The sequence below is a fragment of the Xylophilus sp. GOD-11R genome (assembly GCF_033546935.1).
Lineage (GTDB): Bacteria > Pseudomonadota > Gammaproteobacteria > Burkholderiales > Burkholderiaceae_C > Xylophilus.
The window spans coordinates 82,152-101,152 of sequence record NZ_CP137854.1 but is presented as its reverse complement, the minus strand read 5'-3'; the positions used below and the strand labels follow the sequence as shown (position 1 = coordinate 101,152).

General features: G+C 64.6%; 20 protein-coding genes and 1 pseudogene. 8 read left to right on the top strand and 13 right to left on the bottom strand.

Annotated features, from left to right (window positions below; genetic code table 11):
• The first annotated feature begins 1 nt into the window (after position 1).
• Genes R9X41_RS00470 through R9X41_RS00460 form a run of 3 tightly spaced genes read left to right on the top strand, consistent with a single transcriptional unit; the run spans position 2 to position 3,078 of the window.
• Positions 2–1,201 (top strand): CaiB/BaiF CoA transferase family protein, encoded by a 1,200-nt coding sequence (locus R9X41_RS00470; protein WP_318632953.1) that lies wholly within the window; start codon positions 2–4, stop codon positions 1,199–1,201.
• Between the two features lie 16 nt (positions 1,202–1,217).
• Entirely contained in the window at positions 1,218–1,913 is a 696-nt protein-coding gene (locus R9X41_RS00465) for an RraA family protein (protein WP_318632952.1), read from the top strand.
• 13 nt (positions 1,914–1,926) lie between these two features.
• Positions 1,927–3,078, top strand: a complete 1,152-nt coding sequence (locus R9X41_RS00460; protein ID WP_318632951.1) for a mandelate racemase/muconate lactonizing enzyme family protein — start codon at positions 1,927–1,929, stop codon at positions 3,076–3,078.
• A 9-nt stretch (positions 3,079–3,087) separates the two neighbouring features.
• On the opposite strand, the gene R9X41_RS00455 is transcribed toward R9X41_RS00460, so the two are convergent.
• The 7 genes from R9X41_RS00455 to R9X41_RS00425 form a co-directional block, all read right to left on the bottom strand.
• Positions 3,088–3,594, bottom strand: a complete 507-nt coding sequence (locus tag R9X41_RS00455; RefSeq protein WP_318632950.1) for a MarR family winged helix-turn-helix transcriptional regulator — start codon at positions 3,592–3,594, stop codon at positions 3,088–3,090.
• Positions 3,595–3,806: 212 nt separating this feature from the next.
• Positions 3,807–4,331: an aromatic-ring-hydroxylating dioxygenase subunit beta gene (locus R9X41_RS00450; RefSeq protein WP_318632949.1), complete on the bottom strand. Its 525-nt coding sequence runs from the start codon at positions 4,329–4,331 to the stop codon at positions 3,807–3,809.
• A gap of 13 nt (positions 4,332–4,344) precedes the next feature.
• Positions 4,345–5,682 (bottom strand): aromatic ring-hydroxylating oxygenase subunit alpha, encoded by a 1,338-nt coding sequence (locus R9X41_RS00445; RefSeq protein WP_318632948.1) that lies wholly within the window; start codon positions 5,680–5,682, stop codon positions 4,345–4,347.
• A 38-nt stretch (positions 5,683–5,720) separates the two neighbouring features.
• A complete protein-coding gene (locus R9X41_RS00440) occupies positions 5,721–6,443 on the bottom strand; it encodes an SDR family NAD(P)-dependent oxidoreductase (protein WP_318632947.1) in 723 nt (240 codons plus the stop codon).
• 32 nt (positions 6,444–6,475) lie between these two features.
• Positions 6,476–6,781 carry a non-heme iron oxygenase ferredoxin subunit gene (locus R9X41_RS00435; protein ID WP_318632946.1) on the bottom strand — a complete coding sequence of 102 codons (306 nt, stop codon included), beginning with the start codon at positions 6,779–6,781 and terminating at the stop codon, positions 6,476–6,478.
• Between the two features lie 9 nt (positions 6,782–6,790).
• On the bottom strand, positions 6,791–8,068 hold the full coding sequence (locus tag R9X41_RS00430; protein WP_318632945.1) for an NAD(P)/FAD-dependent oxidoreductase: 1,278 nt from the start codon (positions 8,066–8,068) through the stop codon (positions 6,791–6,793).
• A 12-nt stretch (positions 8,069–8,080) separates the two neighbouring features.
• The gene (locus R9X41_RS00425; protein ID WP_318632944.1) at positions 8,081–9,532 is read right to left on the bottom strand and encodes an MmgE/PrpD family protein; all 1,452 of its coding nucleotides are present in this window, start codon (positions 9,530–9,532) and stop codon (positions 8,081–8,083) included.
• 346 nt (positions 9,533–9,878) lie between these two features.
• Here R9X41_RS00425 and R9X41_RS00420 point away from each other — a divergent pair.
• Positions 9,879–10,186: pseudogene (locus tag R9X41_RS00420) on the top strand (transposase); the annotation flags it as partial.
• A gap of 109 nt (positions 10,187–10,295) precedes the next feature.
• Here the strand turns inward: R9X41_RS00420 and R9X41_RS00415 are convergent.
• The 4 genes from R9X41_RS00415 to R9X41_RS00400 are packed head-to-tail and all read right to left on the bottom strand — an operon-like array spanning position 10,296 to position 12,957.
• Positions 10,296–10,778 (bottom strand): nuclear transport factor 2 family protein, encoded by a 483-nt coding sequence (locus R9X41_RS00415; protein ID WP_318632943.1) that lies wholly within the window; start codon positions 10,776–10,778, stop codon positions 10,296–10,298.
• Positions 10,775–11,785, bottom strand: a complete 1,011-nt coding sequence (locus tag R9X41_RS00410; RefSeq protein WP_318632942.1) for a saccharopine dehydrogenase family protein — start codon at positions 11,783–11,785, stop codon at positions 10,775–10,777. Before R9X41_RS00410 ends, R9X41_RS00415 begins: the two co-directional genes overlap by 4 nt.
• Positions 11,782–12,189 carry a VOC family protein gene (locus tag R9X41_RS00405; protein ID WP_318632941.1) on the bottom strand — a complete coding sequence of 136 codons (408 nt, stop codon included), beginning with the start codon at positions 12,187–12,189 and terminating at the stop codon, positions 11,782–11,784. Before R9X41_RS00405 ends, R9X41_RS00410 begins: the two co-directional genes overlap by 4 nt.
• Positions 12,190–12,204: 15 nt before the next feature.
• Complete coding sequence (locus R9X41_RS00400; RefSeq protein ID WP_318632940.1) at positions 12,205–12,957, bottom strand: SDR family NAD(P)-dependent oxidoreductase; 753 nt, start codon at positions 12,955–12,957, stop codon at positions 12,205–12,207.
• A 167-nt stretch (positions 12,958–13,124) separates the two neighbouring features.
• On the opposite strand from R9X41_RS00400, the gene R9X41_RS00395 reads away from it, so the two are divergent.
• Positions 13,125–13,994 carry an AraC family transcriptional regulator gene (locus R9X41_RS00395; RefSeq protein ID WP_318632939.1) on the top strand — a complete coding sequence of 290 codons (870 nt, stop codon included), beginning with the start codon at positions 13,125–13,127 and terminating at the stop codon, positions 13,992–13,994.
• An 86-nt stretch (positions 13,995–14,080) separates the two neighbouring features.
• Here R9X41_RS00395 and R9X41_RS00390 read toward each other — a convergent pair whose 3' ends face one another.
• Positions 14,081–15,028, bottom strand: a complete 948-nt coding sequence (locus R9X41_RS00390; RefSeq protein ID WP_318632938.1) for a LysR family transcriptional regulator — start codon at positions 15,026–15,028, stop codon at positions 14,081–14,083.
• Positions 15,025–16,074: a quinone-dependent dihydroorotate dehydrogenase gene (locus R9X41_RS00385; RefSeq protein ID WP_318632937.1), complete on the bottom strand. Its 1,050-nt coding sequence runs from the start codon at positions 16,072–16,074 to the stop codon at positions 15,025–15,027. Before R9X41_RS00385 ends, R9X41_RS00390 begins: the two co-directional genes overlap by 4 nt.
• Here R9X41_RS00385 and R9X41_RS00380 point away from each other — a divergent pair.
• The 3 genes from R9X41_RS00380 to R9X41_RS00370 are packed head-to-tail and all read left to right on the top strand — an operon-like array spanning position 16,065 to position 18,985.
• Complete coding sequence (locus R9X41_RS00380; RefSeq protein ID WP_318632936.1) at positions 16,065–17,117, top strand: cysteine hydrolase family protein; 1,053 nt, start codon at positions 16,065–16,067, stop codon at positions 17,115–17,117. The two genes, R9X41_RS00385 and R9X41_RS00380, sit on opposite strands and share 10 nt — an antisense overlap.
• Before the next feature lie 10 nt (positions 17,118–17,127).
• Positions 17,128–18,165, top strand: coding sequence for an ABC transporter substrate-binding protein (locus R9X41_RS00375; protein WP_318632935.1), 1,038 nt, complete (start codon positions 17,128–17,130; stop codon positions 18,163–18,165).
• A 28-nt stretch (positions 18,166–18,193) separates the two neighbouring features.
• Complete coding sequence (locus tag R9X41_RS00370; protein ID WP_318632934.1) at positions 18,194–18,985, top strand: SDR family NAD(P)-dependent oxidoreductase; 792 nt, start codon at positions 18,194–18,196, stop codon at positions 18,983–18,985.
• Positions 18,986–19,001 lie beyond the last annotated feature (16 nt).

Genomic DNA, 19,001 nt, shown 5'->3' with positions numbered 1-19,001 from the left:
CATGTCTCTTCCACTCCGCGCCTATCGTGTACTCGACCTGACCAATGTGCTGTCGGGTCCGTTCTGTTGCCACCAGCTCGCGCATCTGGGCGCCGACGTCGTCAAGGTCGAGAACCGCAAGGGCGGCGACCTGGCACGCCAACTTGGCGCTGATCCGGAACTGGTGAAGCGGTCCATGGGCATTTCCTACCTGGCGCAGAACGCGGGCAAACGGTCGATCACCATCGACTTCAAGCATCCGCAAGGCAAGGCACTCTTCCTGAAACTCGTCGCGACCGCCGACGCGCTGGTCGAGAACTTCCGCCCCGGCGTCATGCAGCGCCTGGGGATTGGCTACGAAGACCTGCTCCAGGTCAATCCACGCCTCGTCTACTGCGCAATTTCCGGCTTCGGCCAGGACGGGCCGCTGCGCGACCGTCCCGCCTATGACCAGATCATCCAGGGCATGTCCGGCGTCATGAGCATCACAGGCGCGCCCGACACCGCGCCCTACCGGGTCGGCTACCCCGTGGCCGATACCGTGGGGGGCCTGACCGCGGCCTTCGCGGTGGCCGCCGCACTCGCCGATACGCAGCGCACCGGCGGCATCTTCCTCGACGTGTCCATGCTCGAATCGACCATGGTCGCCATGGGTTGGGCCATGTCCAACCAGCTCATCGCCGGCAAGGAGCCGCAGCCGATGGGCAACGAGAACATCACCGCCAGTCCGTCGGGAACCTTCAAGACGGGATCGGGCCTGCTCAACATCTCGGCCAACAAGCAGGAACAGTTCGAAGCCCTGTGCAACGCGCTCGGCCTGCCCGAGATCTATCGCGATCCGCGCTTCTTCGAGCGCCACGCCCGGCTGCAGAACCGCTACCTGCTGCGCGATGCCCTGGAATGCGGGCTGGCCAGTCGGTCCGCCGACGAGTGGTGCGAGATCCTCAACGCGGTCGACGTGCCATCGGGGCCGGTCTACTCGGTCTCGCAGGCGCTGGCGCAACCGCAGATCGCCGAGCGCGGCATGGTCGGCACCTTCCGGAACGTTGCCGGCGTGGATCGCGACCTGCAGCTGGTGCGCACCGGCATCAAGGTCAACGGCGTGGCGCCGGCGGTTTCCATCCCGCCGCGAACCCTGGGCGCCGACAGCCGGCAGGTCCTGGAGGAGCTGGGCCTGGCCGAAAGCGAGATCGACGCGCTCTTCACGGCGCAGGCCATCTGACATTCCAGGGAACGACATGACATCCACCGCCAAGAGCTGGCCTGCAGGCTACCGGATCCATCCGCGCGAAACCGGCCTGCCCGCCGGACTCGTGAAGGCCTTCGCCGCGCTGCCCACCGCCGCCATCGGCGATGCCATGAGCCGCAACGTGGGCACCTACGGCCTGCGCCAGTACCACCGTCGCCTGGAGACCGTCCTGTGCGGCCCGGCGCTCACCGTGCGCGTGCGCCCGGGCGACAACCTGATGATCCACAAGGCACTGATGATGGTGCAACCCGGCGACGTGCTTGTCATCGACGGCGGCGGCGACCTCAGCCAGGCCCTGATGGGCGGTCTGATGCGCACCACCTGCCTGGCCAAGGGCGTTGCGGGCATCGTGCTCGATGGTGCGATTCGGGACCTGGTCGAGTGGGCCGAGGACGGCGTGCCGGTCTTCGCACGCGGTCACACCCATCGCGGTCCCTCCAAGGACGGCCCCGGCGAGATCAACGTTCCCATCGCGTGCGCCGGCATGGCGGTGATGCCGGGCGACCTGATCGTGGGCGACGCGGATGGCGTCGTCGCGGTACGGGCCTCGGACGCCGAGGAGGTCCTGGCCCGGACCCTCAGGCACCTGGAGCGCGAGGCGCAAATCCGGGAATCGAATCAAACCGGATCGGCCGACCCCGAACGCTTTGACGCGGTGCTGCGCGCCAAGGGACTGCCCGTCTGAAGGGACCATCAACATGAAAATCGCCTCCATCGAATGTTTCGCCGTGGATCCCGGCTTCAGGAGCCGGACCTGGATTTTTGTCAAGGTCCTTACCGACGACGGGCTCGTCGGCTGGGGAGAGGCCTACACCCTGCGGGGCCGCGACCGGGCCGTTGTTGCCCTCATCGGCGAGCTGGGTGACGCCTGCGTCGGCCGCAGCCCTTTCGACATCAAGCATTTCCTGCAGGTGGTCCAGGACGACTACGCCCAGCGTCGTAGTTCGTTCGAGTTGTATTGCGCGCAAAGCGCCATCGAGCAGGGCCTGTGGGACATCGTAGGCAAGGCCTGCGGCCAGCCGGTCTACAACCTGCTGGGAGGCAAATGCCGCGACAGCATGCGGGTGTATGCCAACGGCTGGAGCGACCACTGCCGCACGCCCGACGAATACGCCCGCGCGGCCATGGATGTGGTGGCACTGGGGTTCGACGCCATCAAGCTCTCGCCGCTGCCCGGTTCCTGGCGGACCCACGTGCCCCGGGAACACGAACACCACGTCGTCGACGTGATCGCCGCGGTGAGGGAGGCGGTTGGCCCGGATGTCGACATCCTCCTGGACATGCTGCGCAGGCTTTCGGCCGCCTCGGCCAGGCGCCTGGGCCACGAGCTCGAGCCCTTCGACCTGCATTGGTACGAGGAACCCTGCCTAGCCGAGAATTTGGAGGCGGTTGCCGAGGTCAGGCGCTCCGTGCGCATCCCGGTCGTGACCGGCGAGACCCTCTATGGCAAGGCGGCCTTCGTGCCGGTGCTCGAACGACGCGCCGCGGACATCCTGAACCCGGACATCTGCAATGTCGGCGGGATCCTGGAACTTCGCGAGATCGCCGCCATGGCCGAACCGCATTTCATCGCGATATCGCCCCACAATTTCAACTCGACGACCGTCGCGCTCAACGCCACCTTGCACGCCGGCGCTGGGATGCCCAACTTCACGCTCACCGAGTATTACCTGCCGTTCGCGCGCTTCGCCGCCAACATCTGTCCCGGGCAACTGATGCCCAGGAACGGACGGATCACCTTGCCGGGCGCCCCGGGGCTGGGCATCACGCTGGACGAGGTGGCGTTGCGCAGGCACGCCGGCTACGCCTCGCCAGCACCCGGCCTCGTGCCACCGTCCGTGGAACGCTGACGGGAGGCCTCAGCCCTGCCCTTCGCTAGGGATTACCAGGGGAGCCCGGGCTTCCGCATCGAGGCTCGTGGTGAGTATCTGCAGCAGCTTGATGAATTGCTTGCGCTGCGGTTCCGTGAAGGGCTCCATCAGCCGGGAGTACGCAGCCTCGGTTGGCTTCTGCACTTTCTCCAGGTATTTCACGCCTTCCTTGCTCAGCGAAAGCGCCATCACGCGCCGCTTGGTTTGCGACTCCTCACGCAGCACGATGCCGCGCTCGATGAGGCCGCGCAGCACGTACATGACGGTGACCTTGTCGTAGCCTACGGAACGCGCCAGGCTGGACTGGTCGATCATGGGTGTTGCCGCCAGCACCGAGATCACGGCGAACTGCGCGGGCGTCAACCCGGCCTCTCCGCACTCCGTCTCGAAAATCCCGGCCGATATCTGGTGCGCTCGGCGCAGCAGAAAACCCGGGCGTTCATACATTTTTGACAAGCGTCCGTTGGAATCTTTAGACATGGAAAATGCGTTCACGCACGCAGTGGCTCCACCTGGAGCCCTCCCCTTTCGGAAAGGACACGAGGCCCCTGCATGCGTCGTCGGAAGTGGTGTACTAACTCGATTTTCGCACACGACATCCTCGATCCGACGACGTACCGGCTCCGGCACCCCGGCCGCATATCGCATCTCCCATTGCGTCACGGCAGACCGGGCCGCGCGACCGGCGAGGCCCGGTCCGTAGCCCGCTACAGGATGAAGGTCAGGTTGCCCTGCCAGGTATCGCGATTGATGAGCAGCACCTTCTTCTCGGCGATGCGGATCTCATCGCCGACACGCCGCAGCAGATAGTCGACCCGGCAGACGATCGGCGTGATTTCGCCGATACCCTTCTGGGCGAAATCGCCCGTGCGCATCTCGTAGATGACCTGGCTGGAGCTGGCGGTGAAGTCCTCCCCTCGCGGCTCGACGATCACGTTGCTGACGACATGGACCAGTCGCGAGCGCGGTGACTGCGCAGGAAACGAGGTGTGCAGCAGGTGATAGACACGCTCCTCGCGGCGCAGGGTGTTGTCCAGGATGATGGCGCCCTGCGACGTGACCGGAGCATGCTCGTCGATGGGAACCCAATAGAGCGCATCGGGCGTGTAGAGCTTCAGCCAGTGGTCGAGCTTCCACTCGTCGAGCAGGCGGGCTTCGAGGAACAGCAGGTCTTCGACTTCGGATCGGGTCATGGCGGGGCGTTCGAGAAAAGGCGCGTTGGAATGGGTCATGGTCACCGGCCGGTCATGCCTTCGGGTTCATCAGGCGGTCCCATTCACGCCAGAGCGCGCGCTGGGGCGCCTCGCTGGTGGTCAGGCCCTTGTAGTTGCCGTCGGCGTCCTGGGTGTCGGTGTCGACTCCGCGCTCGAGGATCAGCCATTCCACCGCGCTACCGGCCAAGCCCTGCTGGTTGCGCGCGAAGATCTCCACGTCGTCCGCTTGGCCGTGGCCGGCCGGTCCGTAGAAGCGCTCCTGGCTGCGCAGCATGCCTTCGTTGTAGCCCGCCGGTGCGCCCTTGAGCTCGTAGGGATAGATGGTGACTTCGGTCATGTCCGGCGCGATGGGCCGCCAGACACGGACCTGGTTGTGGATCAGGCCCATGTTCGGAAAGATCGCCGCCGAGAGCTTTCCGGTCATGGAGGCCAGCATCTCGCCGCCGTGGGTATCGACGATGCCCTGGAAAAACTCCTTGTATTCGCCGCCCAGGTAGGAATCGATTTCTCCGGAGGGCGTCTCGACCAGGCCATGGCCATTCACGCAATCCCAGGTGACGCCCGCGAAGCGCACCTTGCGCATGGCCTTGACCGAGCCACCCTTGTGAACATCGAAATCACCGGTGGTCTGCCCGTACTTGGCCTGCAGTTGCACGAAGCCCTTGTGGGTGTGCATGAAGTGGTATTCGTCGACGATGTTCTCGGCCTGGAACTTCCAGTTGCCCTGGTAGCGGCCGACGTACGGACGCGAGACGAATTCGATCTGCCCGACCGGGGACATGTCGAGCTTGCGGTCGATCACTGTCTTCGCCCGACCGAGGTGCTCCAGCAGCGGTTTGACCTCTGGATCGAAGCAGGCGAAGACGAAACCGCGATAGACCTCCACGCGAGGCACCCGATGCAGACCCTTGGGCGCATCGAAATCGTCGGCGTATCCGCCAGCTTCGCGCCGTTCCGACATCGCCAGCAAGCTGCCGTCGAGGCCGTACACCCAGCCGTGGTAGGGACAGTTGAAGTCGGTCACGTTGCCGCGGTGCTCACGGCAGATCACGGCGCCACGATGCACGCAGCGGTTGACCATCACGTGCACCTCGCCCTCCAGGCCCCGGCTCACGATGATGGGCTGCTGACCCATGTAGCTGGTCTGGAAGTCGCCGGGATGGGGGATCTGGCTTTCGTGGGCGACGAACACCCAGGTCTTGTTGAAGATGCGGTCCATCTCGGCGTTGAACACGGCCGGATCGGTGTAGGCGCGGGTGTGGACGCGGAAAGTCTTGGGCGACTTCAGGACCAGTCCTTCGGTCGCCGCGGAGGGCTGTTCGGTCCGGGCGAACCAGACCTTTTCTTCTTGGCATTGATGCTGTGTCATGGCACTTCCTATTTCTTTGACGATTTCAGGCAACCGATTCAGTCCATGAACCGGCCGCCGGACAGATTCAGGGTCTCGCCGGTGACGTAGCCTGCGTTCCTCGACGAAAGGAAAAGCACCGCGTGGGCTGCCTCCTGCGACCGTCCCGGGCGGCCGACCGGAATGCCCTTGACGACCTCGGCTCCGTCGGGCATCGATGCGACCTGGACATCGAAAAGCGCCGTGGCCAGGGTGTTGACGGTGACACCGGTCGGCGCGAGTTCCGCCGCCAGCGTGCGAGAGAAGGTCACCAACCCGCCCTTGGCCGCCGCGAACGGCGCCACATGCTTGTGGACGCCGGTTTTTCCGGACATGGAGATGAAGGACATGATCCGGCCGAACCCGCGTGGCACCATGCGGCGCGCAGCCTCCTGCATGCACAGGATCGGGCCGATCAGCTCCTGCTCGACGGCCTTACGGTAATCCGCCGCCGCAAAATCCAGGGCATTGCCGGAGGCGATCGGGGGGGCGACGTTCACCACCACGGCCACGGGTCCGATCGCCGACTCGCAGGCATCGAAGAAGGTGCCGATCGAGCCGACATCGCTCGCATCCATCCCGAACTGCACCGTATCTGGCAGTGGCGCGGGCGCCGAGCCGTGCGAGGCCACGACGCCCACCGCGACGCGCGCGCCGCGCTCGACAAACGCTTGCGCCACAGCCGGGCCCGTTCCGGCATGGGCTCCGATCAGGACGACGGGCAGGTTCTGAAACTCTTCCATGTTTTCTTTCGTTCGAAGGGGGACGCAGGCAGTCAGGTCTCGACCAGCACGGTCTCGCCTTCGACCCGGCAGGGGTAGATGCGGATCGATCGCTGCACCGGGCCGGACATGGCCTTGCCTGTTGGGATATGGAATACGCCCGCATGCAGCGGACATTCGATGCAATCGCCGTCGATGTAGCCGTCCGACAGGTGTGCGTGAGCATGCGTACAGATGTCGTGCGTGGCGTAGAAGGTGCCGTCGAGGTTGTAGATGGCGATGGGGTCATCGCCAACCTTGACTTGCAGGGACTCGCCCGCATCGACTTCATCGGTCTTCGCTATCGGGTGCCAGGTCATTGCGTTCTTTCACTCGTGGATGGGGGTGACGGGCTCGCGCGCCATCGCGCTGAGCTCCTTGAGGCTCAGGCCGGTGTCGCCGAGCATCTCGGGCGGGCGCGACCATCCCTGTTGCAGCAGGCGCCTGGCGGGCACGCGTTCCCGGCCGCATGCGATCAGCTCGATCCCGCGCAGCACACCGGCCCGGAAATGGAAAGCCATTGACTCCCCTTCCTTTCGTCCAGGACGGGTGACGGTCCGGTCGGCATCGGTGACCTCCCCCAGGATCTGGAGGTTGAGGTCGTATTGATCTGTCCAGAACCAGGCCGGCAGGTCTGCTCCCGGCTCAAGCCTCGATTCCCGCGACCAGCTACGCGCCAGGCTGCCCCCGGCGATCGCGGCCTGCCACTCGGCGTTGTCCCATGACTCGATGCGCACCGGGGCGCCCCAGGAGTCGTGCCGCCGACAGGCGATGTCGCCCACCGCCCAAACGCGCTCGGCGTCGGTGCGGCAGTGGCGGTCGACCTCGACGCCGTTGCCGCAACGCAGGCCCGCCGCACGCGCGAGTTCGTCATTGGCTTGCGCCCCCACGCCGGCGACGATTAAATCAACGACGCACGTGCTGCCATCGCTCAGCACCACCTCGATCTCGTCATGGCCCTGGCGCGCCGAGACAACCTGGCATCCCCGCTTCACCACGACGCCATGCGCGCCATGAAGCCGCGACACCAGGGCCGATGTCGTGGCACTGACAGCGCGCTCGAGCAAGCGACCGCGCGCCTCGACCACGGTCACCTGGCAGCCCAGGCGGACTGCGCTAGCCGCCACTTCGAGCCCGATGAACCCACCTCCGAGTATCAACACCCGCCGTCCTGCCTCTAACGCTGCGCGCAGCCGCCGAGCGTCGGCCAGGCTTCGCAAGCCCAGCACCCGATCGTCGGACACACCGGGGATCGTCATCCGGCGCGCCCGGACGCCGGTGGCCAGCACGATGCGATCGGCCTGCAGCGAGGAGCCCATGGCGAGCGTGATGCGTCCCGACCCGGCATCGATGGCCTCGACCCGGGAGCCCAGGCGCAATTCCACCTGGCGTTCCTGATACCAGGCCGAATCGAACATGGGCGGCACCGACGCGGACGCGCCGGAGCAGAGCGCATCCTTCGACAGGGGCGGACGCTCGTAGGGCAGGTCGGGCTCTTCACCGATGAGGGTGGTCCGACCCTCGTAGCCGCCGTCACGCAGCGCTGCAATGGTGCGGGCGGCCGCCTGACCGCCGCCGATGATGGCGATGTGCCGATCCGGGCGCATGTCGCGTCAGCCTCAGGCCTTGGGCGCCGGAGCCAGCGATGCCGGCTGCGGGTGAACCAGCAGGGCGACCAGCGGTTCCACAGTTTGCAACTTCTCGAAGTTCCAGACCACTTCCAGGACCTTGCGGGAATGGTCGGCACCGAAGATCGGATTGACGTTTTCGAAGAACTTCTCCTCGAAATCGGCGTCAACCAGCGGTTGCAGCGGATGCCCCGGATGCGGCTTGGCATCACCTTTGTGCACCGTGCCGTCGGCACCGGTCACTTCCACACGGGTGACAAAACCGCCCGCTGCGCCGGTGCACAGAACCGGATCGATCTCGACTTTCACCTTGTCGTTAAGGAACGCCTGGCGGGCCGGATCCACCACACGCTCGACATCAAAACTCTCGAGCTTGATCTGCCCCTCGAGCAAAGCTGCCGTCACGATGTAAGGCAGCGAATGGTCTGCAGTTTCGCGAGAGAACGGATGCCATGGATCCGTACGCCGGCGCACCAGGTGGTCATAGACCATTTCGTCGGTATAGACCGTGACGCTCTTCACGGCCTGCATATCGGCGACCTTGCCCGCCAGGCTCAAGGCGGACTGGATGGCGCTCTGGCCGCGCGAACCTACAGGCCAGCGCTTGAAGCGTACTTCTGCGACACGTGCCAGCGGACGGGTGGGGTCGAGGCGATCGAACAGCTTCTGGATGTCAGCCTCGGGCGTCTTGATCTTCGCCAGCAGTCCGCTGCGACCCTCGAACGGGCGAACCACGCCTTCCACGCCGACCTCGGCGAGCAGGCAGGCATAAACCGCCTGGCGTATGGCATCGCTGCCGTTGAAGCGCTTCCACATAGTCAGGTCGCCGCGCTTGTTGAGTTCGTGTGACTCGGACTCATCGCTCACGTAGTTGGACACCACGGCGATGGCGATCGCCTCGCGTGTCTGCGGCTGCGTCAGACCCATCAAGCGTGCAAATGCGCAGGTGCCGGCGATGGTGACCAGCATGGGGTAATCCCAGCCGTTGGAATCGATGTCGAAGGTATCGAACAGGCTGATGCAGACGTCATAGCCGATGGCCAGGGCGGTCAGCACCTGCTCGCCGGTGTATCCCCGCCATTCGGCCAGGGCGATCAAGCCGGGAATGATGTCGCTGGGATGGCCGGCGGCCTTTCCAAAATAGAAGTCGTTGTAGTCGTAGCCGCGCAGTGGAACACCGTTGACGAGCGTAGCGGTTTCAGCCGTCACGGTTTCGCCGGTGCCCCAGACGGTGGCGCCCTTCTGCACCTGGGAATGCAGGGCGTATTTGCGTGAGAGCTGTGCTGGCGGATGCGGCAGTGCGCCCAGGCTCACGGCCAAGGCATCGACCAGCGCAGCCTTGGCGGCGTGTTGGGCCGTCGGGCTCAGCTCTGCCGAGACGCCGGTGGCGAAAGTCGCAAGCGCGGAGAGCAGCTCGTCATTCTTGGTGGTATTGCCGGACATCAGATGGACTCCAGGACTGTTGCAGCAAAGCAGATGGACATATCGGTTCGAGACGGTTTCATGGTGGTTCCTTGACAGCGCTACCGGTCACGAGGCGGTCAACTTCGAATCGCTCGCCTGACTATGAGGTAGTATGCTAACAGTGTAGCTGATAAATGTCGCATTCAATTACCCGATCAGGGTAGTATGCTAACTTTCATCGATCCGAAGCGAGTTGTTTGAACGTGCTTGGCTGCAAAGTCTGGTCGCGCATCTAGAACACGTGATGCAGTCCGACATCGATCCCGAGTGTTCCATACGCCGGCGTAGTCATCGCGGACTTCTGCAGCTCGACGAGATGTGGGGCCCCAAATGCGCTATCGGGCAGCAGTGCACGACCGGCAAGCAACGCCGCATCCGACGATGGGAACACGAAGATGTTCTGGACCGGGTGCAGCAGAGATTCGAGCGAAAGCTCGACGCCATGACGCTGCGAAGAAAGACGGTCGAATCCGTCTTCGGAACATTCGAGCACTGGATGGGCTCACCCACTTCCTGGCCCGGACGATGCCGCACGTCGGCACCGAAATGAGCCTCCATGTGCTGGCCTACAACCTCAAGCGAGTCGTGCGTGTGCGGGGTGCTGGCGGGTTGATGCAGGCCATGAGGATGGCGCCGGCCCGAGTGCCTTCCTGGCACTTCAAAAACGGTGGCGACACCGCCGCAAAAGGCTCCTGTCCTCGGGCAATACCAGCCGCTCGTCTAACGCGTGTTGGTTGACGACCTAAATACCTGTCAGCACTGATGGGTCCCCCGTCCGCCAGACGTTGTCCACAACGATGCACCGGATGAGCCAAACGGCGCCATGCCTGACAAGGTCCACCGAGTACCGGTTTTTCATGAGGTAGTAACGTGCGTGATCGTGTTCGGGCACGTGCTGCGCTTCCACCAGAGCATCCAGGTGCGCCTGGTCGCCTTGCAGGTGAACCCTCGGGTTGCTGACCGAGTGGGTTGTGTCGATAGGGGCCAAAGAGCCGGACAAGGCCGAGACGATGGTTTCCCGGCCTTCGAGCACCGGATATTCAAACCCGGCCTTGGCCGCCGCTGGCCGGATGTCCGACACTGCATCGTCGGTAAACGCCGATCTCAGCAGGTCGGCATCTTTTTGGTCGATACCTGCGGCGAATCTGTAGAGCGCGTCGACCACCGCCAGCCTGTCGGCAACATCGGCACGAGAAGACGGGGAAGTACGTGTTTGGGAATTCATGGTGTGTTCCGTGAAGCGTTGGAAGAAAAGAAGGTGATGCGGCTGCCGGCAATCGTCTCGGCAAACCCGGGGCCGAAGAGCCTTGCCGGTGTTTCGAAGCCTGGCCGGACGTCGCCGAACTGCAGCCGACGGGCGGCCTCGACGGCTGCCAGTGGTGTATAGGAATAGCCGTTGACGGTCTCGATGACGGCGCCGGTGACGTCGCCCTGTTCATCGATGATTTCGACCACGGCCCGGGCCGGCTGGGCATCGCGCTCTTCGGCCGTTGGCCCTTCCGGTAAAGCCGACAAGTCGCCACTTGGAAACGCATCGCCGGTCACGTTGACGAACATGGAGATGTTCGGGATGCTGGTCGAATGCCAGGCCGTGACCAGGTCTCCGAACGACAGAGGCGCACAAGCCACAGGGCCGTCGCCGAAGTCGAAAGTCTCGGCTCCCGCATCCGGCGACGCCGTCAACACACCGTTCACGCGTGTCAGGATGCCCGCACCGACGATCTCGCCGGCACTGACTGCCGAGCCGCGCGACATCGACCCGGCGACCTGCAGCGCAATCCGCAGGGTGACCGGCTTGCCGACCCGCTGTGACACCTGCAACGCCAGGCAGTCGGTCGGCACGACATCCCAGCCCACGCCTGGCATCAGCATCACTCCGGCTTGTGCGGCCAGGGCGCCGAGACGTTCCGCCAAGCGGTAGACATTGATTTCTGCGGTGATGTCCAGGTAGTGCGCGCCCGATGCGATGCAGGCCTGCATGAGGGGTTCGGCGGTATGCGCGAAGGGCCCGGCGCAGTTCAGCACGATGCCAACGCCGTTCAGCGCAGCGGGCAATGCGGTAATCACATCGAGCGCAAAGGCGCTGTACGGCACACCAAGCTCTGCAGCCAGGCGGCTCAGGCGCTCGGCATGCCGCCCGGCGATCACGAAGTCCAGCCCGGCCGCCTTGGCCTGCCGCGCCACCATGCGTCCGGTGTAGCCGGTCGCGCCGTAGATGAGCAATGTCTTCACGACTTCGCCCCGTGCTGCCAGCTCTTGTAGACGAACTCCAGGCTATAGCCGTCCGGGTCCAGCACGTTGCCCGCGTAGTAGCGCGGATCGTAGTAAAGCCTCGCGGATGGAGCGCCCTTGTCTGTGGCGCCGGCAGCCATCGCAGCGGCATGGGCGGCATCGACCTGCGAGCGGCTCTGCCCGACGAAGCCGATATGCACGGCCTGTCCTGCGGCCACGCCCTCCTGCAGCCAGAAGAAGACCCGGCCGTCGGCGCCGAAGCCTTTCAGGTCAGGGTGGCCCGGCGGGCCGTCCCTGCCGTCGTAGTCGTGCTGGTGCTTGATGCCGAGCGGTGCCAGCGCCGTCGCGTAGAAGGCCGTGGACCGCGCCATGTCGCTCACGGTCAAAAAGATATGGTCGAGCATGCAATTCCTCCTGATTCAGATGCTGTAGCCACCGGCCACTTCGATGTTCTGGGCGTTGACCCAGCCGCTGCCAGCCAGGAGCAAATCGGCGATAACCCGGCCGACGTCGTCCGGCGCGCCGATGCGGCCGAGCGCCGTCTGGCTGGCCAGCAGGGTTTCGAACTCCGGGCTCTGGTCGAAAGCCCCACTGGTCATGTCGGTTCGGATGGCACCCGGCGCAATCGAGTTGGCCCGAATGCCGCGCGCGCCGAATTCCTTGGCCATGTAGCGCGTCAACACCTCCAGACCGCCCTTGAAGGCCGCGTACGGCGCGCAACCGGGCGTTGCGACGCGGGTGGTGGCACTGGTCATATTGACGATCTGGCCGCCGTCGGCGAGCAGGGGCAGCAGCGCCTGCGTCAGGAAGAACGGACCCTTGAGGTGCACGTTGAACAACCCGTCGAATTCGGCTTCGGTCACCGTCTCGATGGGGTTGAAGGTTCCATAGCCAGCGTTATTGACCAGGGCGTCGAAGCTGCTCCGGCCCCAGGTGGTCTGCAGAACCTTCGTCAAGGTCTCGCGGAAGCCGGCGAAGGAGGCGACCTGACCGACATCCAGTGCCAGAGCAACTGCCTTGCCGCCTTTGGCCTGGATGTCGGCAACGACGGTCTCTGCGCCCGCTAGATGGCTGTTGTAGGTGACGACGACACCCATGCCGCGTTGGGCGGCGTGGGCGGCGATGCTGGCTCCGATGCCTCGACTGGCGCCGGTGATGAGGGCGATGTTCATGCGATCACTCCGAAGAAAAGTAGTGCATGAACGATAGGTCCCAGGAACGTCCCGGACCTGCCCGTTTCTGCCTCAAGCCTGCCTATTCCTGCTTTCACTGCTTGCGGCTCGCGCCACTTTCCGATTTGATGCCGTCGATGGAAGAACCACTAGATGAGCTTCGAAGGATGGCATCGCACGCCCGCAACCGGATGACGGAAACCGGCATTCCCCGTGTGGCGATGGTGCAGGGCAAGATTCCCGAGCACGAGCTCAACGCGGTGTACGACCCCATGGTCAACCTGATTCTTCGGGGCAGCAAGACGATGACCGTCGGCGACCAGACACTCCACTACAACCCGGCCAGCTATTTCGTCATGTCGGTCGACTTGCCGGCTATCGGCACGGTCAGGCCTTCGGCGTCGGGCGAGCCTTACTTGGCCGTGGCCTTGACGCTGCAGCCAGCCGTGATCTCAGCCTTGATGGCCGACTTGCCCGAATGCGCCGACAAGACCAGGACCAAGACCGAGGCGGGCTTCTCGGTGGCGTCCGTGACGGCCGACCTCATGGACGCCTGGGTCAGGATGCTGCGGCTGATGGAGCGCCCCGCGGACATCCCGGCGCTGGCGCCTGTCTATGAGCGCGAGATTCTGTACCGTGTGCTTCAGGGGCCGCAGGGCTCGATGCTGCGAGACATCGCCATACCCGACAGTGCCATTGCGCGCATCACCCTGGCGATTCAGCGCATCCGTCGCGACTTTGCGGAGCCCTTGACGGTCGAGGCACTGGCGCAGCTGGCGGCCATGAGCGTCTCGGCCTTTCACCGGCACTTCAAGTCGGTGACGGCGCTGAGCCCTCTGCAGTATCAGAAGCAGGTTCGCCTGCTGAAGGCTCGGACGCTACTGGTTGGTGGCGGCAAAAGCGTCACGTCGGCCGCCTTTGAGGTCGGATACGAAAGTCCGACACAGTTCAGTCGGGAGTACGCCAGGGCTTTCGGCCTGCCACCTGGTCGAGACTCAGAACAAATCCTGGCGAAGTATGCGGAGGGCGTCCGTTGACGCGGCGCATGAGTGAACGCCGGCGCAACTGACATCGGCCAGGAGCGCACGCTGGGATGCTTGCCTTTAGCTTGCTGAAAATGCCGTCAGAGCTCGTATCTCATCTGCGCCATCGCCGCTTCGAGGTAGGCGGCAAAGGCATGCGCGATGACAGGCAGGTTGCGGCCCGCCAGGCTCGCCAACACCAACTGTCCCTTCGGAAAGCCACGATCCTCAATTTCCCGGGCGACCAGCTCGCCGTGGTCACTGATGGCCCCGACCGCCACCTGGAAGGAAATGGCCTGCTCGTGATGGAGGCAGTTGCGCAAGAACTCGAAGCTGTTGCTTTCGATGAGCGGCTTGAGCTTGACCGAACTGCGCACCATGAAACGCTCCAGCAACTGGCGGCCTGCGGTGTTCCCATCCGGAAGGGCGACCGGATAGTCGGCACAGTCCCGAAGTCGCAGCCCTTCGTCGCGTGTTGCCAGCGGGTGTGTTCGGTGCATCAGAGCCAGCAGCTTCTGCTCGGACGCCGCAAGCCGAGTCACGTCCGGCTCGGGCGCCAGGTTAAAGACCAGTGCCAGGTCTGACTCGTAGGCCCGAAGCGTCGCCAGCGCGTGCACGTGGTCGCCGACGTGCACGTCGAACGCCACCTCCGGGTGGGTTTTACGAAAGCTCGCCACCGCCTCTGGCAGCAGCGTGGAAACCACCGCCTGGCTGACCACCAGCCGCACCTTGCCCCTGCGCAAACCCTTCAACTCCTCTATCTGGGACAGCACCTGGTCGAGCTCGGTGCTGCGCGAGCGGACGTAGCGGATAAAAAGCTCACCGGCAGCCGTCAGCCGCATGCCGCGCGGCAGGCGCTCGAAGAGCGGCGTGTCGAGCTCCTCCTCGATGTCCTGCAGACGCCGGTTCACCGCGGAGGCCGCCACATGCAGCCGCTCTGCCGCCTTGGCGATGGAGCCGCAGCGCGCAATTTCGTCGACGTACCTCAGAAAACGCAGGTGATTCATACCCACCATTATTTCCGTGCCGGTACCGCTGCGGACCGTCATCGGCGAGCGTCGCGCATGGCTTTCGCGGCCTCCGGCACCAGGGTAGGACCGCGGTAGACGAGGCCGGTGTAGACCTGCACCAGGTCGGCACCCGCCTCCAGCTTGGTCACGGCATCGGCCCCGCACATCACGCCGCCGACGCCGATGATGGGAAAGCCCTTGCCCAAGCGTGCGCGGAAAGCGGCGATCACCCGGTTGCTGGCCGAACGGACCGGCGTGCCGGAAAGCCCGCCGCCTTCCTCGCCGTGGGGAAGTCCCTGCACGGCAGATCGCGAGAGGGTGGTGTTGCTAGCGATCACGCCATCCATGCCATGGCGATGCATGACGTCGGCCACCACGGCGACCTGCTCATCGTCGAGGTCCGGTGCGATCTTCACGAACAGCGGCTTGCGTCGACCGTGCAGGTCGCAGAGCACTTCACGCCGTGCAGCCAGAATACCCAGCAGCGCGTCGAGCGCCTCGTCGGTCTGCAGTGTTCGGAGGTTTTTCGTGTTCGGTGAACTCACGTTGACCACGATGTAGTCGGCATGGGGATAGACACCCTCCAACGCGGCAATGTAGTCATCGCTTGCACGCTCGATGGGGGTGGTCGCGTTCTTGCCGATGTTGAGGCCGAGCACCATAGGCGCCTTGCGCCGCCGCAGCCTGGACTGCTCGACATTGCGTACAAAGGCATCCAGTCCCCGATTGTTGAAGCCCAGCCGGTTGATGATGGCCTCGGCCTCGGGCAGGCGAAACATGCGCGGTTTCTGCGAGCCGGACTGCGGCTGCGGGGTGACGGTGCCGACCTCGACGAAGCCGAAGCCGATGGCACCCAGGGCGTCGATGCAGCGGGCGTTCTTGTCCAGTCCTGCTGCGAGGCCGATGCGATTTGGAAATTGCAGACCGGCCACGGTCACCGGGTCGTCAACGAATGCCTGCTGCCACAAGTATTGCAGCGGCGTGTTCTGGCCACGCGTGAGCCAGTCAAGCGTCAGGTCGTGGGCGGTTTCCGGGTCGAGCCTGAAAAGCAGGCGGCGGGCGAGGGAATAGGGCAATGCGGACATGGCACCGATTCTGTCCGCCACCGCTGCTGTTCACGATCATTTTGCAATGCCAATACGGCACTGCAACACCCGTAATTCAGCACGCTTTGGCATGCCTTTTCGGCACGCCGCCTGCATACATACAGGCTATGAAGCGCAAAAACACTCCTGTCAAAGCCGTGCTGCAGCAAACCGGTGCGCGCATGGCAGATGCCGGTGCGTCGATCGACACCGGCGCACCGAGAAGCAGCAGCTTCGGCCCGGCAGTACACAACGCCTGGGCACTGGACGGGCAAGGCGTCAGCCTGGTGCGAAAGCCCTTGGCCCCGAAGGTCGTGCGATTCGGTGCGCAGCCTCAGCCCATCGAAATCGACATCGCCCGCAGCGCGGTGATCGTCATCGACATGCAAAACGACTTCTGTCACCCGGAAGGCTGGTTCGCGCAGAAGGGACTTGGCGTGAAAGCCACTCGCAAGCCGATACCTGTGCTGCAGCGCTTCCTGCCCACCTGGCGCGCCGCCGGTGGCGTCGTGGTTTGGCTCAACTGGGGCATCCGCGCAGACCGGCTCAATCTCAGCCCCACCATCCAGTTCAAGGGCAAGCGCTCGGCGGACGGCGTGGGTTATGCCGAGAGCTCGCCACTGGACCGTGGCCCCTCGCTGGTGCGCGACAGCTGGGGCGCCCAGGTCGTCGAAGAGTTGCCGGTGTCCCCTTCGGACATCACCGTGCTGAAGCACCGGCTCTCGGGCTTCTGGGACAACGAGCTCGACACCGTGCTGCGGCAGCAAGGCATCACCACCCTGCTGTTCACCGGCGTCAACACCGACCGCTGCGTTTTCTCGACGCTTCAGGACGCCGGCTTCCTGGGCTACGACTGCGTGCTGCTGTCGGACGCCTGCAGCACCGGCTCGCCAGCCTATGTCTCGCGCGCCATCCATTTCATCGTTCAGCAGCTCCACGGTTTTGTGGCCACGGTCGAGGCGCTGTTGACATCACTTGCCGAGGCCCCCCGGCCGAAGCGCTCTTCCCCTGCGAAAGCCGCCAAGGCTTCCCAAGCTTCCTGAGGAAATCGACATGAGCAACTCATCCCGCCGCTGGCTCGCAGCTGGCGCCCTGATCGTCGCCGGCCTGCTGGGCACCGTGCCCGTCACCGCGATGGCGCAGACCAAAATCAAGTTCGTCCTGAATTGGAAATACCAGGGTCCGCAGGCCTGGTTCTTCCTGGCTCAGGACAAGGGCTACTTCAAGACCGAGGGCCTGGACGTCGAATTTGACCAGGGTGAAGGCTCCGCAGCGCCCATCGCCAAGGTGGCCTCGGGCGCCTACACCGCCGGCTTCGGCGACATCAACGCACTGATCGGACTGGTTGCCAAGCGCCCCGGCGATGCGCCGGTGGCCGTGGACATGCTCTACAACACGCCGCCCTTCACCATCGTGGTGAAGCAGGACAGCCCCATCAAGACGCCGAAGGACCTGGAGGGCAAGACCATCGGCGGCCCGGCCAACGACGGCGCACTGAAGTTATTTCCCGCCTTCGCCAAGCTCGCCAAGGTGGATGCCAGCAAGGTCAACCTGACCAATATGGCGCCCAACCTGCGCGAGCAGATGCTGATGCGCGGCCAGGTCGATGCGGTGTTCGGCTACGTCAACACCATCCGCTTCAGCGCCAAGCTGGCCGGCATCGACCCGGACAAGCAGCTGCGCTTCATCAACTATGGCGATTACGGACTGGACCTGTACTCCAACGCCATCGTCTTCTCGCGCAGCTTCATCAAGGAGAACCCGGCGGCGGTCAAGGGCTTCCTCAAAGCCCTGAACCGCGCGGTCGGCGACGTCATCGCCAACCCCGAGGCCGCGATGGACTACGTGATGAAGCGCGAGCCGCTGCTCAACCGCGCCGTCGAAAAAGAACGCCTGCTGGCGACCGTGCAGGCCGAGATGAGCCACCCGGAAGTCGCCCGCATCGGCTTCGGCGACGTGGACGACGCCCGCCTGCAGCGCTCCATCGCACTGGTGGTCGAGTCCGATCAACTGCCCCGCACCCCCACGGTGGGCGAAGTTTTCGACCGCAGCTTCCTGCCGGTCCGCGCCGACCGCCTCTCCAAGCTCTGACACCCGATACCCGAACGAAGAAGATCACATGGACCTGAACCTCAAGAACAAAGTCACCGTCATCACCGGCCCCGCCAAGGGCATGGGCCGCGCGGTGAGCCTGGCCTTCGCCCGCGAGGGTGCCACCTTGGTGCTGGCTGGCCGCGACACCGCCGCCATCGAGCCGGTGGCAGCCGAGGCCCGAGCCCTGGGCGTGCAAGCCCTCGTGGTGGCCTGTGACATGACCGATCCGGTCCAGGCCGACGCATTGGCAAAGGAAACGGTGGAGGCCTTCGGACGCATCGACGTGCTGGTGAACGTGGCCGGCGGCTCCGGTCCCATCGGCAAGACCGGCTGGGAGACCACGGCGGACGAGTTCAACGACATCGTGCAGCTCAACATGACCGGCTGCTTCAACACCGTGCGCGCCGTGATGCCCACCATGATCGGCCAGCGCTACGGCAAGGTAGTGAACGTGGGCGGCACCTTTGGCCTCAAGGGCCGCGCCGGCCGCCTCGCCTACTCGGCCTCGAAATGGGGCCTGCGTGGCATCACCAAGAGCTTCGCGCTGGAAGCCGGACCGCACAACATCAATGTGAACAACGTGGCGCCGGGCATGGTCGACGGCCCGCGTTTCCGGGAGAAAGTCTGCGCCAACCTGGTCGAGAAGCACGGCATCACCCTCGACGAGGCGATGACCAAACACGCGCAGGACTACGCGCTGCGGCGCGTCTCCACCGATGAAGACATCGCCAACGCCTGTCTGTTCATGGCCAGCGACGTGTCCCGCCAGATGACCGGCGTGGACCTGCCGGTGGATGGTGGCTGGGCCGCCCTCTGATCGTCCACCCAAACAT

Excerpts from the sequence above, each read along its gene's own strand:
- R9X41_RS00470 (WP_318632953.1), top strand. The coding sequence starts at position 2 with ATGTCTCTTCCACTCCGCGCCTATCGTGTACTCGACCTGACCAATGTG.
- R9X41_RS00465 (WP_318632952.1), top strand. The coding sequence starts at position 1,218 with ATGACATCCACCGCCAAGAGCTGGCCTGCAGGCTACCGGATCCATCCG.
- R9X41_RS00460 (WP_318632951.1), top strand. The coding sequence starts at position 1,927 with ATGAAAATCGCCTCCATCGAATGTTTCGCCGTGGATCCCGGCTTCAGG.
- R9X41_RS00450 (WP_318632949.1), bottom strand. The coding sequence starts at position 4,331 with ATGACCCATTCCAACGCGCCTTTTCTCGAACGCCCCGCCATGACCCGA.
- R9X41_RS00445 (WP_318632948.1), bottom strand. The coding sequence starts at position 5,682 with ATGACACAGCATCAATGCCAAGAAGAAAAGGTCTGGTTCGCCCGGACC.
- R9X41_RS00440 (WP_318632947.1), bottom strand. The coding sequence starts at position 6,443 with ATGGAAGAGTTTCAGAACCTGCCCGTCGTCCTGATCGGAGCCCATGCC.
- R9X41_RS00435 (WP_318632946.1), bottom strand. The coding sequence starts at position 6,781 with ATGACCTGGCACCCGATAGCGAAGACCGATGAAGTCGATGCGGGCGAG.
- R9X41_RS00430 (WP_318632945.1), bottom strand. The coding sequence starts at position 8,068 with ATGCGCCCGGATCGGCACATCGCCATCATCGGCGGCGGTCAGGCGGCC.
- R9X41_RS00425 (WP_318632944.1), bottom strand. The coding sequence starts at position 9,532 with ATGTCCGGCAATACCACCAAGAATGACGAGCTGCTCTCCGCGCTTGCG.
- R9X41_RS00415 (WP_318632943.1), bottom strand. The coding sequence starts at position 10,778 with ATGAATTCCCAAACACGTACTTCCCCGTCTTCTCGTGCCGATGTTGCC.
- R9X41_RS00405 (WP_318632941.1), bottom strand. The coding sequence starts at position 12,189 with ATGCTCGACCATATCTTTTTGACCGTGAGCGACATGGCGCGGTCCACG.
- R9X41_RS00400 (WP_318632940.1), bottom strand. The coding sequence starts at position 12,957 with ATGAACATCGCCCTCATCACCGGCGCCAGTCGAGGCATCGGAGCCAGC.
- R9X41_RS00395 (WP_318632939.1), top strand. The coding sequence starts at position 13,125 with ATGGCATCGCACGCCCGCAACCGGATGACGGAAACCGGCATTCCCCGT.
- R9X41_RS00390 (WP_318632938.1), bottom strand. The coding sequence starts at position 15,028 with ATGACGGTCCGCAGCGGTACCGGCACGGAAATAATGGTGGGTATGAAT.
- R9X41_RS00380 (WP_318632936.1), top strand. The coding sequence starts at position 16,065 with ATGCGGACATGGCACCGATTCTGTCCGCCACCGCTGCTGTTCACGATC.
- R9X41_RS00385 (WP_318632937.1), bottom strand. The coding sequence starts at position 16,074 with ATGTCCGCATTGCCCTATTCCCTCGCCCGCCGCCTGCTTTTCAGGCTC.
- R9X41_RS00375 (WP_318632935.1), top strand. The coding sequence starts at position 17,128 with ATGAGCAACTCATCCCGCCGCTGGCTCGCAGCTGGCGCCCTGATCGTC.
- R9X41_RS00370 (WP_318632934.1), top strand. The coding sequence starts at position 18,194 with ATGGACCTGAACCTCAAGAACAAAGTCACCGTCATCACCGGCCCCGCC.